The sequence below is a fragment of the Pseudomonas mucoides genome, from assembly GCF_015461845.1.
GTDB classification, from domain to species: Bacteria; Pseudomonadota; Gammaproteobacteria; order Pseudomonadales; family Pseudomonadaceae; genus Aquipseudomonas; species Aquipseudomonas mucoides.
Genome location: NZ_JACOPW010000007.1, coordinates 239,136 through 253,137, shown reverse-complemented (window position 1 = coordinate 253,137; position 14,002 = coordinate 239,136). Strand labels below are relative to the sequence as shown.

The window sequence follows — 14,002 nt, the reverse complement described above, 5'->3', positions numbered from 1 at the left end:
GCTTGCTCGCGATGAGGGCGGCACAGCCAATACAGATGTCGTCTGGCAGGCCGCTATCGCGAGCAAGCTCGCTCCACAGGGATCTGCTGTGTTTTGCAGACCTGCTGGATTTTTTCGGAGAACGATGATGTTTCACACTTCACGACTGACCCAAACCACACTGGCGCTAATCCTGAGCCTGGCCGCCGGCAGCACGCTGGCCGCCATCTCGCCCCAGCAAGCCGAACAACTGAAAACCACCCTGACCCCGCTGGGCGCCGAGCGTGCCGGCAACGCCGCCGGGACCATTCCGGCGTGGGCCGGCGGTATCACTCAGGCGCCGGCCGGCTACAAACCCGGTCAACACCACCCGGACCCGTACGCGGCGGACAAGCCGCTGTTCACCATCACCAAAGCCAACCTTGATCAGTACAAGACCCACCTCAGCCCGGGTCAGGTCGCCCTGTTCAACAGCTACCCCGACACCTTCCAGATGCCGGTTTATCCCTCGCGCCGGTCGGGCTCGGCGCCACAATGGTTGTATGACAACACCTTCAAGAATGCGACCTCGGCCAAGCTGCTCGAAGGCGGCAGCGGGTTTGCCGATGCCTATGGCGGTGTGCCGTTCCCGGTGCCCAAGGACGGGATCGAAGTGCTGTGGAACCACATCACCCGTTATCGCGGTATCTATGTGGTGCGGCGTGCTTCCGAAGCGCCGGTGCAGCGCAACGGCAGCTTCGCGCTGGTGACCTCGCAGCAGGAAGGGCTCTTCAACTATTACCGGCCGGGCGGACAGTTTGCCGACTTGAAAAACATCCTGTTTTACTACCTGGCGTTCGTGAAGAGCCCGGCCCGGCTGGCCGGTGGTGCGGCGTTGATCCACGAGACCCTGGACCAACTCAAGGACCCGCGTCAGGCCTGGGTCTACGACGCCGGCCAACGTCGTGTGCGCCGTGCGCCTAACCTGGCGTATGACACGCCGATCGCCTCATCCGACGGCCTGCGCACGGCGGACGATACTGACCTGTTCAACGGCTCGCCGGACCGCTACGACTGGAAGCTCAAGGGCAAGCAAGAGGTCTACATTCCGTACAACAACTACAAAGTCGGCAGCCCTGATGTGAAGTACGCGCAGTTGCTCACACCGGGCCACCTCAACCCGCAATTCACCCGTTATGAGCTGCATCGGGTCTGGGTGGTCGAAGGCACGCTCAAGCCGGGCTCGCGGCATATCTATTCCAAACGTGTGCTGTTTCTCGACGAGGACAGTTGGGGCGCCGCACTGGTGGATCAATATGACGGGCGAGGGGAGTTGTGGCGGGTGTCGATGGCCTACCTGAAAAATTTCTACGACCTGCCCACCACCTGGAGTGCGCTGGACGTTTTCCATGACTTGCAGGCGCGCCGTTACTACGTGCAGAACCTGGACAACGAAGAACCGGCCACCGTGGACTTCGCCCAACCAGTGCCGGAAGACGCGTATTTCATGCCATCGGCATTGCGTCAGCGCGGGACTCGGTGAGTGGCGACATTTGATCATGCCCACGCTCTGCGTGGGCATGCAGCCCGTGACGCTCTGCGTCACATTTAGAAGCAGACGCGGAGCGTCCGTTGCGGCATTCCCACGCGGAGCGTGGGAATGCTCAAGACGGCGACTTAAACGCGGAAGTGGCTGACCATCTGCTGCAATTGACCACCCAACCGCGCCAGTTCAACGCTCGACGCAGCGGTTTCATCGCTGGCGGCGGCGGTCTGTTCGGACACGTCGCGCACGTTGATGATGCTGCGGCTGATCTCTTCGGCCACGGCGCTTTGCTGTTCGGCAGCGGCGGCGATTTGTTGGTTCATCGACTGGATGTTGGACACCGTGCGGGTGATGTTTTCCAGCGACACACCGGCCTTGCGGGTCAGCGCGACGCTGCTGTCGGTGAGGGCGCGGCTGTTGTTCATGACCGCCGACACTTGTTGCGTGCCATTTTGCAGGGCGGCCACCAGGCCTTCGATTTCTTCGGTGGACTTCTGCGTGCGCTGGGCCAGGCCCCGCACTTCATCGGCCACTACCGCAAAACCACGACCGGCTTCACCGGCGCGCGCGGCTTCAATCGCGGCGTTGAGCGCCAGCAGGTTGGTCTGTTCGGCGACGGCCTTGATCACGTCCATCACGCTGCCAATCTTGTCGCTTTCCTGTTGCAACACACTCATGGCTTCGGTGGAACGCACCACTTCGCTGGCCAGACGCTCGATCTGGGCGATGGCTTCGTTGACCACTTTGTCGCCTTCGCGGGCTTCACCGTCTGCCGCGGCGGCGGCTTGCGACGCTTCTTCAGCATTGCGCGCGACTTCCTGCACCGTGGCGGTCATCTCGTGCATGGCGGTGGCGACCTGATCGGTCTCGATTTTCTGGCTGTTCACCCCGGCGCTGGTTTGTTCGGTCACGGCCGACAGTTCTTCGGCAGCGCTGGCAATTTGCGTGACGCCGTCGCGGATGCCGCTGATCAGGTCGCGCAGGGTCACGCCCATGCGCGCGATGCCTTGCTGCAACACGCCAAGTTCATCACGGCGCGTGACTTTGACGTCCTGAGACAGGTCGCCGCTGGCGATGCGTTCAACCACGGCCAGGGTGTCGCGGATCGGGCCGGTGATTTGACGGGTGATGATCACGGCGGCAATCACGCCGACCAGCAACGCGAGCAAGGTGCTGATCAATTGCAGGGTACGTGCCTGGGTGCTTTCGGCGTCGCGGCGGTCGAGCTGGATCTGATACAGCTGATCGCTCAGGGTCACGATGGCGGCCCCCTGGTCGGTCATTTCCTTGCGCGCCTGCACCGCATCGGCGTTGGCCGCTTTATACGACTGCAAGGCGCTGCGGTAGGCAACCAGCGCGGTTTCCAGCTGACGCAAGGCGTCTTGCTGAGTCTCGGCAAACTGCGCATTCAGTGGTTTGAGGCTGGCGATCGCGGCGTCCAGTTGGCCGACGGCTTTTTGCTCGGTCTCGGCATTGGTGGTGGCGGTGTAACCGCGCACTTCGTAGCGGGCCAGGATGAACGCTTCCTTGGCGGCGGTGATGGCCTGGAATTGCTCGAAGCGTTGATCGCTCAGCGGCATTTGCTGCACGCGACTGCTGATGGCTTCGATCAGTGTGCTGGCGGTTTCAGCATTGGCGCCCATGGTGTCGCGGGCACTGTTGCCAGTGCGGTAGGCGCTGCGCATTTTGTTCAGCGAGGTCTGGTACGCCGCAATGACGGTGCCTTGCTCTTTGAGCAACTTGAGGTTTTCCGGGCTCTTGAATTTCGACAGCAACGCTTGTTGCTGAGCCGAGAAGGCGTCGAGGGTGGTCTGGACGTTCTGCGCGGCGGTTTCGTCGCCGTTGGTCAGCATGTATTGCAGGCGAACGACGCGCAGCTTGGTCAGGCCGGCATTGAGCTGGGTGATGTCGCTCATCCAGTTGCTGCGGTCAATCAGGCTGCCCAGGCTTGTCCAGCCGGTCAGGGCCAGGACGCAGGTCAATGCCAGGACCAGGCCGAATCCCAGGCCCAGTTTCATGTTCACGCTGATATTGCCGAACCAGCTATTCATCAATTCCTCCAGGAACGTTGTGCGTCTTGATCGTCGGTTGGCTGGAAGATTGTTGTTTTTGGGAGCCAGCAAGGTAGGTAGCAGGTCTGTATCGGCCGCATCCACGAGAGCTGAAAGGATTTTTCAGGGCGCAACCTGTAACAAGACTTTGCGCAGCTTTTAAGCTTTTTTTCACATACGTTTCACCCGCTGCCGACGCTTGCCTCTCTAGTCTCAGCGGATTTAATGAGCGCGGTACGTGCCGGCGAGGCGGCTTGGTGTGGAATTGAGACTGAATCTACTCGGGATAAAACGCTCGATCGATTTGAGCCGCTATGCCCGCTATCGCAATGCGGCGGTGGTGCTGGCGTCGGCGCTGTTGGTGATTCCGTTGACGATCTGGCTGTTGCAGCCTGCCGCCGTGCCGGACCTGGCCCATGACAATGTTGCGGGTGCCAAGGCACTGATGGACGGTTGGGCCAAGGGTGACATGATCGTGCTGGTGCGCCATGTCGAACGCTGTGATCACTCCCCGGCCCCTTGCCTGGCAGGCGATGATGGCATCACCGAGCGTTCCCGTAGCGTTGCGGTCAGTGTCGGCGAGCAGTTCCAGCGCCTCGGAATGAGCAAGGCGGACGTTTACAACAGTCCGATCCTGCGCACTGCGCAGACCGCCAATTTCATGTTCAGCAAGACAGGCGTCGGTGAAGACTGGCTAATCAGTTGCAAGGGCACTATGTTGCGTGATGCCCTGGCGCACAAAGTGGCGGGCCGCAATTTGGTGCTGGTGACCCACAGTGAATGCATGGCGCAACTTGAAAAAGACCTCAAGTTGCCGACGTCGACCCTGGGTTACGGCGCCTCATTGTTTATCTCCGCTTCAACACCGCAAACGACACACATGTTGGGTTTCATTGAAGCCTCCGATTGGCACACGGTAACCACCGAATGACTTTTTCTCTGGATCAGGACACACAATGCTGAATTTTTCCCGCCACCGCTTTTACTGGGTGAACTTTGGTATTGCGCTCGCCTGCGCGGCCGTGGTTTTCCTGATGTTCGACATGACAAAAATCGACATCTGGTTCAGCAACCTTCTTTTTGACCCGGCCACCCAGACCTTCCCGCTCGACAAGGTTCACTTCTTCGAGAAGCTCACGCACAAGTGGGCGCGGATCATTCCGAACTGGACCGGTGAAATCGCCTTGATCGGCATGTTGCTTTCGTTTGTCTGGCCACTGGTCAACCCGCAAAAACGTCCGCGTATCGGTCAATTCCTGGAGCGGATCAAAGCCGCCCCGGTGCTGCGGTTTACCGCCGACCATCGCCGTGACTTTATCTTTGTGGTGGTGGCATTTGCCGTGTGCACCGGCGTGATCCATTTCCTCAAGGCACACACCAGCGTGTACTGCCCGATTGAAACGACCCTCTACGGCGGCAAGATTGCCCACATGGAGTGGTACAACAACTTCCAGCTGTTCCGGGAAGCCGGTGACGGTCGCTGCTGGCCGGGTGGGCATGCGTCGGGCGGTTTCACCATGCTTGCGCTGTATTTCGTTGCGCGCCGCTATCAATGGCGTTTTTCCAAAGCGGTGTTGTGGTTTTCGTTGGTGCTGGGTTTCGTTTACGGCACTACGCGGGTTCTGCAAGGCTGGCACTACATGTCCCACACCTTCTGGGCCGGGATCTTTGTCTGGCTGGCGTGCTTGCTGACAGCCCTGGCGTTTTACGGTCGGGCCAGGCTGGATGTGCCGGTGCTGCAAAAGGCCGAGCGCTCCAATGTTTATGTGGCTACAGACTCACAAAGTAGTAAGCCTGTCGCCCCACCGTCATTGTCTTGAGCACTTTCAACGGTGCGGCCGGTTCGGTATCACCGGACATGACCGCGACGTTGGACGCTGATGCCGCCAGAAACTCATGCAGTTGCGCGTCAGTGTCCAGGCCTTTGAGCAGGCGCTGGCTGTAGAACACACTGGCGCCGCCCACCCGCTCATTGGCCTGGAACAAGGCGACGAGTTGTCCATTGGCCTGCATCGTCTGAATCTGTGCGATCAGCGGCACAAAGGACAACGTGCGATCCGCCAGCGGCATCGCCCATTGTGCGGCGCCAAGGTAGCCGCCAATCACCACGGCGAACACGCCGATCACCCCACCCCGTCGATACCGTGCGATGCAGCCCAACAGGGAGGCGGCGGTTTCACGCGTCTTCAGTTTTGCGTAGAGCACGCTCGCGTATTCCGCCGCAATCACCGCTGCCGCCGGTGTCATCGACATCAGGTACACGGTGCGTTTGCTTGAGGCCAGCGTCAGCATGGCGAACTGTGCCAGCAGCCACAGCGTGAAAAACAACAAGTAACGATTGGCCATCAGGCTTTTACGGAAATGCCACAGCCCCAGGTACACCAGAATGTTCCATGGCAAAAACGCTTGCGGCAGCTTGGCCAGGTAGTAGTAGAACGGTTCGTAATGGCCGGCCTCGACGAACGAGCCGCTGAAGCGTCCGACACTGTTGGTCAACAGCACATCCGTCACGGCCTGCGCACCACTTTGCCGGTAAAGCAGGGCGAGCCAGATCAGCAACGGCGCCAGTCCCAACAGCGTCAACAGTGCGGGGCGCAGCCAGGCCGACAGGTTCAGGCGCTTGTCGATCAACGTGTCGGCCAACAGGTACGCGAAGATCACCACACCCGGCATCGCCAGGCCCAACACGCCTTTGCTCAAGGTCGCGATGGCAATCCCTGCGCAAAACAGCATCGCGTTGCCGAGCGTCGACTGTCGATGCCCTTGAAAGAACGAGAGCAATGCCATGGTCACACCCAATGCCAGCAAGGCGTCTTCGCCGACGCCACGCACGTTGCTCCAGTAACTGGCCATGGTGGCGAGCAGGATACCCGCCGTCCACGCGATTTCTTTCGGGCGGCCAAACCGGCGCAGCATCGCGTAAAGCATCATCACGCAGAACAACCCGGCAAAAGCCGACGCCAGTCGTACGGCCCACGGTGTGCCGCCGAACACGCGAATTGCTGCGGCATCGAGCCACAAACTTAATGGCGGTTTTTCAAGAAACGGCTCGCCAAACAATCGGGGTGTCACCCAGTCGTTATCCAGGTGCATTTCCATCGCGATCCCGGCGACCCGAGCCTCGGTGGAACCTTGCAGTTGGTAATTGCCCAGCGCGAAGAAGAACAACAAAGCGGCAAGCAGAAACAGTGAAGCGGCGGGGCGGGACATGGACGTCGATGACCGGACAGAGAGCTGAGAGGCCGATCATAGGAAATGAGAGCTGAACGAAATGTGAACGGCGCGTAGTAATCGAGTAATAGAAAACCCAACCCATTGGCAGTGCCGATCAGTTAAGCCTGATCGCAATCCTACAAAAATGACGTTGCGGCAGAAATTGCTTAACTGATCGGCATTAGCCTAATGGCGACCCTTTCTTTCAGGCAAAAAAAAGCCCGCGGGAGGGCGGGCAAACCGTAGTTTCTTGAATGAGCGAGGGCAATGTACCGATTGTTGAGGCGCGATGGGGTGAAGAAAAGTTCATGTAGATGAACGCCCGCGCGCCAGTGTGTCTACGGCAAGTGATCCGCCGCAAAGTCCGCCTCTGAACGCGCGCGCAACTGGCCTTTGCGGCAGGCTTGCTGGAATCGTTCATAGTCGCGGTCATTCTGGTCGGTGTATTTTTTTGCATACTTGACCAGGGCTTCCGCCAGCGCATCGCTCTTGCCGATGTAGCCGCTGATCTGCGAGGCGTGCCCGGATGATTTGGCATGCGCGCGGGCGAGGGCGCGACCACACAAACGTCCGTAGGCCGCAAAGGCTTCGGCATCGAAGTTTTCCAGTTCGGCTGAAATCTTCATGTCGCGCAACTGGCGCACATAAAAGTGTCGACCGCTGGGGCCGGTGGCCCAGCCGAGGAACAGGTCACTGGCCGACTGCATCAAGCGCTGACCATTGACCACGCGCTGCCCCTCATGGCGGACACGTGATTTGACCTTCACGTAATCAGCGAGCACCGAACGCCGCGCTTCCTTGAATTGCAGGAACAACGGGAACTCCTGTTCATCCGTCAGCAACGCCACCAGGCAACGGGTGCCGACACTGCCCACGCCCACCACTTTGAAGGCCATGTCGTGAACGTGAAACCGTGACAGCAACTCCCGCCGGTCAGCTTGAAGTGTGGCTCGGTAATCGCTCATGAACGTTTTGTACAACGGGCGCCAGTCCGAGAGGCGCAGCCAGTCATCGTCGGCATCCAGCAGCGTGGTGTCTTTATGCAGGTGGAAAATTTCCGGCAGGTCATCGCGAATCACCAAATGACCTTTCGCGTCACGCTCGCTGATCTTTGGCAGCAGCTCGGCATGCGTCCGCCGCTCGGCTTTTGCGATGGCGCGCTCCACATGCTCCAGCGTGCTTTTGCTCGCCTGCTTGAGCAAATCATCGTAATTGATGGACTCGTACCAGTTTTCCAGAGAGCTTTGTTGGGCACACTCGAGCATGGTGTCCTGATAGGCGCGCACAACCTGGAGACAGACGTTTTCTTCCACCGTCTCACCATGGCGCAAATCACGGGCCGCCACCATGAAACTCGCCACCAGGCGCTTCACGTCCCACTCCCAAGGGCCGGGGTGGACCTCGTCGAAATCATTGACGCTGAACAACAAATTGCGCTCAGGTGTGGCGAAACCGCCGAAGTTCATCAGGTGGCAATCGCCGCAGATCGTCGACACCAGCCCCATGTTGGACGTGGTCGCCAGGTCGTGAGCTTGCAGCAAAGCGTTGCCACGATAGAAGGTGAACGGCGACACGAGCATGCGCCCATACCGCAACTCGACCAGCGACTTCACCCGGCCTTCGCTGGACCGCTTGATCAGCGGGATGGGGTCACGGGTCACTTTTCCCATGGACGCTTGAGCACTGCGCGAGCAGTTTTTGCGAGCATCCTTGCCTTGCTTCAAACGGTTTTCGAGGGTGGTCATGGGGGCTCTTTTTGGGTCGGTGTCATGAGGTGGGATCGAGCTGAGTGTAGAAGGGGTTCGCAGGCTCATCCAAAGTGATTGAGCAGCGACTAATCTGTCCTTCATGCCTTTGTTCCCACTCGCAACCCGCCAACAAGGAGGCTTGTGCTCTCACTGCTTATATCGCTGCTGCTGGCCTTCCTGATCGGCTGGGTGTCCCAGCGCATAGGCATGTGCCTGGTCAATGCCACGGGGTTGTTGCTCAGGCGTCGACCGACGTTGTTTGTGTCTTTGATCACATGCGGTTTGTTCGGCCTGTTACTGGCGCCGCTCTATGCAGTGTTTGGTGTCAGTCAGCCGCTATTCATTCCTGAAGTCGGCTATCTGTCACTGGTAGGCGGCGGGCTGTTGTTTGGTCTCGCCTCGGTCCTCAATGACGGTTGCAGCGTCGGTACGCTCACCAAACTCGCAAGCGGCAACCTGAACAAAGCCTTTACCATTTTTGGCTGGGTGCTGGGGATCGTCCTCTGGTATCACCTGAACATGCTCGTCGAACACAAAACCCTGCAAATGCCGACCATCACCAGCCGCCACTACTGGTTGATCCTGGGTATCGTCCTGCTGGTGCTGCTATTGCTGATCCGCGTTCACGGTGACAAACACCTGGTCCTGTCCAGCATGCTGCTGGGCGCCCTGACCAGCGCCCTCTACACCTTCGAACCGCTGTGGACCCCGAGCGTATTCATCTACAACGTTTCGCAAATGTTCTGGGAATCGGGGGATAGCTCCCTGACCGGACGGAGTTGAAATCAAAAAAGCACCTGCGATGTTCTCGTCAGGTGCTTTTTTTATTGATGGGCTATGGCCGCTTCGTTACATCGTCGAAACCTGCGCCCGCAATCGCCGGCCTACAACATCGAGCAAATCACAGCCATCGCGTAGCGACGTCACCAGTACCCGCGCCAGCTCACTGTGAATACCCTCGCCAAACGCGATGCTCTCCAGTCATTGAGTCGCGGTGTGAATGCGGTAAGCCGCGGTTTCGTGCAGTACGTCCAGCGGTGCTTCGGTGTCGATCAGCAACGACGCGATGGTGCAGTCGATGCCGGTGATAGGCATGTATCTATCCATGAAAAACCCTCCATTTTGTAAAAGAACGCAACTAAGCAGCAGTGTTTGTAGACGTAACCTCAGGCAGTCCCTCAGGCGGATCCAGGTTGTCCAGCGCGCGGTTGACCAACAGCTCCGCCAGTACGCTTAACTGCTGAATGGCCAGTGCCACGTTGCGACGCGAACCTTCGAGTTCACAGGCGAGGTCGGTGGCCATGACGTTGAGCGAGGCGAGGGTTTCGCAGGCGTGAGCGAGCAGGGTGGGAGTGTCGATGTCGGGGAGGAGGGTGAAGACGTGGCTGATGGGGTCGGGGCGTTTTGGGTTGCGCAGGCGAGAACTGACGGTGCGTTCGGTGGCGTCTGAGAGCGCCGACAAGTCGGCAGTTTCTGTTGCCGGGTCCGGCGGGTTGGGGCTGTGTTTTTTCATGGTCTATCTCTGGTTTACTCAGGAGCCGCCACGCCCCTGCTGTCAAACAGGGATGGGTGGCAGCCGTACGCGGGTTGACAGACCGGCAAACCAGAAACCGGTGCATCCGAAGATGCCCCACGCACAACCGCCATGAAAAAAATGCACACGCGTAAGCATGCCGTTTTATCAGGAAGAGTGAAAGTTACTGGTTTTCAGCCTGTCAAAGCCGATCGCTGTTTTGTAGCGACATCTGAAGGCTATCGACGCAGAACCGCTTCCGCCAGTTCATGGAAGTCGATACGAGTTGCGGGAAGTTTCCTAGGGCTTGGACTACATATTTTTCAGGGGAGCGAATGTTTCTTGGAATACGGTTTGGAAGTGTCAGAGGAATCAAACTACATTCACCAACCTATATTCCTACAGGGTGTGTCGGTTGACTGCTAGGAAGCGGATACCTCAATGTTTGTTCATTGCCTCGGCAGATCGACAACTCTCAATGATCATCAAATGGGCATTGACGATTGTGGTTTAACTGCTTAAAGTCTGCGTCAACAACTAACCCATATCTCCGGCGTGGCGTGACCATCTGGAGAATGGGGGAAAAAGCCGACGAAAGTCGGTTTTTTCGTATCTGGAGCATGGAAATGCAACAAAATCTGCAGATCGGACCTCTGCGAACGCGTATCTATATTGACGGCTATAACTTGTATTACGGTTGTCTGCGAAACACTCCTTATAAGTGGCTCGACATTGTGGCTCTTTTTGAACGCTGCATACTTCCATCGATTCTTTTGAGGTGCGAACTGGGGGATACACTTATATCGAGTCTTTCATCTGCTCCATCAATAAAATATTTCACAGCAAAAATCGTGGAGCGCGTGGCACGTGGTAGCGACTCTGTTTCATCTCAGGCGCGCTATCACACTGCATTAAGGAAGCTGTATACCGATGATGTTCAAATTATCGAGGGCTACTTTTCTGTGAGTAAAACCATCGTAAAAACGGTGGACGATAATTATCCGAATCGAGCTCCGCGCGAATGTCATGAAATGCTTGTCTGGAAAATAGAGGAGAAGCAAAGCGACGTAAATATTTCGCTGGAGGCCTATCACGACTCCCTTTCAGGCTCTATCGATCAAGTGGTTTTCGTGACTAATGACACGGACATAGCTCCAGCTTTAAAAATGATTCGCGAACATTCTCGTGTGAAAGTTGGACTGGTTATTCCAACAACGGATCATGAGCGTGTACCGAACACCGAGCTTGCCAATTTGGCTCACTGGGTCCGGACACACATCACCAAGGACGAGCTTGCATCTAGCCAATTACCCCGCGTGATCCTTGGGCGAAAACCGACGGTAAAGCCAGAGTCCTGGTATGCCCGACCAGATTTGCTGCACAAAATCCTGGCGTTGGCGATTCCAGTAAAAGGAGATAAGGGGCGAGCGTTCAAGTGGATGGGACAACCTAATCCTTATCTTGATAACAGGTGTCCAATTGACCTTGTTGAAACGGAAGAGGGTGCCCAACAAGTGATTGATTACATAACCCTCTGGCTAGGCACTCGGGCTTCGGAAATAGAGCTTCAACCGGACTGAGGGGATTACTCAACTATCCATGTGAAAAGATGCGTGCAAACATTTTGAATGCTATGCGTGCGTGGATTCTCAAAACTCAGTCCCCTCACCCCCCTTCAAAACCCACCCAGCCTCCCCAGCCACCAACCGATACTCAACCTGCCGCATCTTCCCCGTCCTCCCCGCCCCAGCCTCCGCACTGTCATAAACCGGAAACCGCCGCACCAGCGCATTCTCCACCACTGCAAACTCATCTTCCCCCTGATACCCCTCGGCCACTTTTGCGTTCTCACTAACCGGCGGAAGGTAAATCTCGCTCAGCGACTTCTTATGGTTAGCCGCATACGCCACCAACTCCCCCGGCATCCCGCGCCCCGGTGCTCTGGCGAACACGTAAATCTCCGGCGAACCATCGCGATCCAGGTCGGCGACTTCTGCGCGGGCAATGTTGCCTGTCAGTGGTCGAGTGATCGCCGAGTTGTCGATTTCCAGCCCTTGAGGCGAGATGCGTACCACGGGATTCCCGTCGACCCATTCGCCCTTCACCTGAAAGCGTATGCCTTGCAGCTCGAGTGTCTGATCAAACGGCTGGGCGCTGTCCGTCACCGGGCTGAGGTTCAATGAGAGGTTGTAATTAGCCACTTCGTTGCGCCGCGCCGCATTGCGCATCAGGTACACCTGGACCGTGTACACCCCATCAACAGGCAACGGGCCCATGAAGTGGTTACCCATGATCGAACCGTTGAACAGCGCGGTGTCCTGGCCTTTGGTGGCGATGTTGAAGTACGCCGATGCGTTGGAGGGTTTGAGGTCGACGGTCAGTATCTGGCCTGCTTTTGCGCTGACGCGGTATTGCGCGGTGAGTGGGCCTTTGATGGATTGGTCGAACCTGGCGCTGTCGCTGCCTTTATCAAAAGGAACCTGCTCGACACGTGGTTCGACCTCGGAGGCAGCCTGCGCAAAAGTAGCGATGATTGAAAACAGACCGACGGTAATCCAGCGATTCATGATTAGTTTCCGCGAAGTGCTGAAACGAAAGGATAGATCAGTGAATCAATTCGGCCGAAAACCGATTGGATCTGCCCAGAAAACCCGGTCTGGATATCGCCGCGATCCGCCTCGATTCTGCGGTCATCGTCCAGTGGCTTGTGTCGATAAGTATTGAAGTACTGACGCAAGTTCAGCGTCGACGGGAGAAGGGTTTGTAACCGGACGTAGAAGCCCGGTTTAGACGAGTCTGTCGGGCAATCGTGGCAATAACATGACACTTTGAATCTAATAAATGCCGTCAAATAAATGACTGTTTTCCAGTTCGGCGTTAGTTTAGACAAACTATTGACAGTCCCCCTCTGAACTCCCATTATCGGCCGCGTTTTGGTGGCCTTGCGCCATAAAAGCGGCGGAATTCAACCACTCGTATCCGCTCAACTGTTCAGGGAGAAAGTCATGTTTGTCGAGCGAATACTGGTTACCGGCGGGGCGGGTTTTATTGGGTCGCACCTTGTTGAAGCGTTGCTTGGCAAGGGCTACAAGGTTCGCGTGCTGGATAATTTGTCGACCGGCAAAGTGGCTAATCTGCCGATGGACAATGCCAATCTGAACCTGGTCATCGGTGATGCGGCGGATGGTGTTGTCGTTGAGCAGGCCATGCGCGATTGCAGCGCTGTCGTTCACCTGGCGGCGGTCGCCTCGGTGCAAGCCTCGGTGGATGATCCGGTCAGCACTCATCAAAGCAACTTTGTCAGCACCCTGAACGTCTGCGAGAGCATGTCGAAGGCCGGGATCAAGCGCGTGGTGTATGCGTCCAGCGCGGCCATTTACGGCAACAACGGTGAAGGCACGGCGATTCACGAAGACACGCCGAAATCCCCGCTCACGCCGTACGCCGCCGACAAACTGGCCGGTGAGTACTACCTGGATTTCTATCGCCGCGAACACGGCCTGGAACCGATGATCTTCCGCTTCTTCAATATCTTCGGGCCGCGCCAGGATCCGTCTTCGCCGTACTCCGGCGTGATCAGCATTTTCACCAAGCTGGCCATGGCCGAGCAGTCGGTGGCGATCTTTGGCGACGGTGGGCAGACCCGCGATTTCGTTTACGTCCAAGACCTGGTGAGCATTCTCGTCCAGGCCCTGGAAGTGAACGAACCGAGCCCCGGTGCGGTCAACGTTGGGCTCAGCCGTTCCACCAGCCTCAACGACCTGATCGCCGAATTGGGGACTGTCGTCGGCACCCCGTTGAAGGTGATTCATCACGCACCACGACAAGGCGACATTCGCCACTCGCGTGCCAACAACGCTCGCCTGCTCGAGCGTTTCAAACTCCCTGAGCCGACCACCATCGGCAAGGGTTTGGCGCAGCTAATCCGCAGTCTGTAACGCGGCCGGTCCCCCGGCACGACGTTCAATCAGCA

At 57.6% G+C, this 14,002-nt stretch carries 11 protein-coding genes and 2 pseudogenes; 6 read left to right on the top strand and 7 right to left on the bottom strand.

Features of this window, described 5'->3' with window-relative positions; translation table 11 throughout:
* Positions 1 to 127: 127 nt before the first annotated feature.
* On the top strand, positions 128 to 1,501 hold the full coding sequence (locus H8F22_RS25985) for a DUF1329 domain-containing protein (protein ID WP_194940847.1): 1,374 nt from the start codon (positions 128 to 130) through the stop codon (positions 1,499 to 1,501).
* A gap of 134 nt (positions 1,502 to 1,635) precedes the next feature.
* On the opposite strand, the gene H8F22_RS33155 is transcribed toward H8F22_RS25985, so the two are convergent.
* Positions 1,636 to 2,349, bottom strand: a complete 714-nt coding sequence (locus tag H8F22_RS33155) for a methyl-accepting chemotaxis protein (protein WP_405046815.1) — start codon at positions 2,347 to 2,349, stop codon at positions 1,636 to 1,638.
* Positions 2,350 to 2,493: 144 nt separating this feature from the next.
* A pseudogene (locus tag H8F22_RS33150) lies at positions 2,494 to 3,420 on the bottom strand (methyl-accepting chemotaxis protein); the annotation flags it as partial.
* Positions 3,421 to 3,814: 394 nt separating this feature from the next.
* On the opposite strand from H8F22_RS33150, the gene pmrG reads away from it, so the two are divergent.
* Positions 3,815 to 4,486, top strand: a complete 672-nt coding sequence (gene pmrG / locus H8F22_RS25975) for a lipopolysaccharide core heptose(II)-phosphate phosphatase PmrG (RefSeq protein ID WP_194940846.1) — start codon at positions 3,815 to 3,817, stop codon at positions 4,484 to 4,486.
* Positions 4,487 to 4,511: 25 nt separating this feature from the next.
* Positions 4,512 to 5,375 (top strand): phosphatase PAP2 family protein, encoded by an 864-nt coding sequence (locus H8F22_RS25970; protein ID WP_027924415.1) that lies wholly within the window; start codon positions 4,512 to 4,514, stop codon positions 5,373 to 5,375.
* On the opposite strand, the gene H8F22_RS25965 is transcribed toward H8F22_RS25970, so the two are convergent.
* Positions 5,326 to 6,765, bottom strand: a complete 1,440-nt coding sequence (locus tag H8F22_RS25965) for an ArnT family glycosyltransferase (RefSeq protein WP_194940845.1) — start codon at positions 6,763 to 6,765, stop codon at positions 5,326 to 5,328. The two genes, H8F22_RS25970 and H8F22_RS25965, sit on opposite strands and share 50 nt — an antisense overlap.
* A 341-nt stretch (positions 6,766 to 7,106) precedes the next feature.
* Positions 7,107 to 8,513 carry a DUF2252 domain-containing protein gene (locus H8F22_RS25960; RefSeq protein ID WP_027924417.1) on the bottom strand — a complete coding sequence of 469 codons (1,407 nt, stop codon included), beginning with the start codon at positions 8,511 to 8,513 and terminating at the stop codon, positions 7,107 to 7,109.
* A gap of 144 nt (positions 8,514 to 8,657) precedes the next feature.
* Here H8F22_RS25960 and H8F22_RS25955 point away from each other — a divergent pair, with 144 nt between their 5' ends.
* Positions 8,658 to 9,299 carry a YeeE/YedE thiosulfate transporter family protein gene (locus H8F22_RS25955; protein WP_324188468.1) on the top strand — a complete coding sequence of 214 codons (642 nt, stop codon included), beginning with the start codon at positions 8,658 to 8,660 and terminating at the stop codon, positions 9,297 to 9,299.
* 66 nt (positions 9,300 to 9,365) lie between these two features.
* On the opposite strand, the pseudogene H8F22_RS25950 reads toward H8F22_RS25955, so the two are convergent.
* Both H8F22_RS25950 and H8F22_RS25945 read right to left on the bottom strand, forming a co-directional pair.
* A pseudogene (locus H8F22_RS25950) lies at positions 9,366 to 9,623 on the bottom strand (hypothetical protein).
* 31 nt (positions 9,624 to 9,654) lie between these two features.
* Complete coding sequence (locus H8F22_RS25945; protein ID WP_194940844.1) at positions 9,655 to 10,029, bottom strand: DUF6124 family protein; 375 nt, start codon at positions 10,027 to 10,029, stop codon at positions 9,655 to 9,657.
* Between the two features lie 626 nt (positions 10,030 to 10,655).
* Between H8F22_RS25945 and H8F22_RS25940 the strand changes: the two genes are divergently transcribed.
* The gene (locus tag H8F22_RS25940) at positions 10,656 to 11,609 is read left to right on the top strand and encodes an antitoxin Xre/MbcA/ParS toxin-binding domain-containing protein (protein ID WP_027924419.1); all 954 of its coding nucleotides are present in this window, start codon (positions 10,656 to 10,658) and stop codon (positions 11,607 to 11,609) included.
* Between the two features lie 69 nt (positions 11,610 to 11,678).
* Here the strand turns inward: H8F22_RS25940 and H8F22_RS25935 are convergent, their stop codons facing one another.
* The gene (locus H8F22_RS25935) at positions 11,679 to 12,596 is read right to left on the bottom strand and encodes a hypothetical protein (RefSeq protein ID WP_027924420.1); all 918 of its coding nucleotides are present in this window, start codon (positions 12,594 to 12,596) and stop codon (positions 11,679 to 11,681) included.
* A 438-nt stretch (positions 12,597 to 13,034) separates the two neighbouring features.
* Between H8F22_RS25935 and H8F22_RS25930 the strand changes: the two genes are divergently transcribed.
* On the top strand, positions 13,035 to 13,967 hold the full coding sequence (locus tag H8F22_RS25930) for an NAD-dependent epimerase/dehydratase family protein (protein ID WP_027924421.1): 933 nt from the start codon (positions 13,035 to 13,037) through the stop codon (positions 13,965 to 13,967).
* The last annotated feature ends 35 nt before the right edge of the window (positions 13,968 to 14,002 follow it).

What these genes read in the sequence shown, in the direction of transcription:
- H8F22_RS25935 (WP_027924420.1), bottom strand. Translation starts at nt 12,596, where the DNA reads ATGAATCGCTGGATTACCGTCGGTCTGTTTTCAATCATCGCTACTTTT.
- H8F22_RS25930 (WP_027924421.1), top strand. Translation starts at nt 13,035, where the DNA reads ATGTTTGTCGAGCGAATACTGGTTACCGGCGGGGCGGGTTTTATTGGG.
- H8F22_RS25945 (WP_194940844.1), bottom strand. Translation starts at nt 10,029, where the DNA reads ATGAAAAAACACAGCCCCAACCCGCCGGACCCGGCAACAGAAACTGCC.
- H8F22_RS25985 (WP_194940847.1), top strand. Translation starts at nt 128, where the DNA reads ATGTTTCACACTTCACGACTGACCCAAACCACACTGGCGCTAATCCTG.
- H8F22_RS33155 (WP_405046815.1), bottom strand. Translation starts at nt 2,349, where the DNA reads ATGCACGAGATGACCGCCACGGTGCAGGAAGTCGCGCGCAATGCTGAA.
- H8F22_RS25970 (WP_027924415.1), top strand. Translation starts at nt 4,512, where the DNA reads ATGCTGAATTTTTCCCGCCACCGCTTTTACTGGGTGAACTTTGGTATT.
- H8F22_RS25940 (WP_027924419.1), top strand. Translation starts at nt 10,656, where the DNA reads ATGCAACAAAATCTGCAGATCGGACCTCTGCGAACGCGTATCTATATT.
- H8F22_RS25965 (WP_194940845.1), bottom strand. Translation starts at nt 6,765, where the DNA reads ATGTCCCGCCCCGCCGCTTCACTGTTTCTGCTTGCCGCTTTGTTGTTC.
- H8F22_RS25960 (WP_027924417.1), bottom strand. Translation starts at nt 8,513, where the DNA reads ATGACCACCCTCGAAAACCGTTTGAAGCAAGGCAAGGATGCTCGCAAA.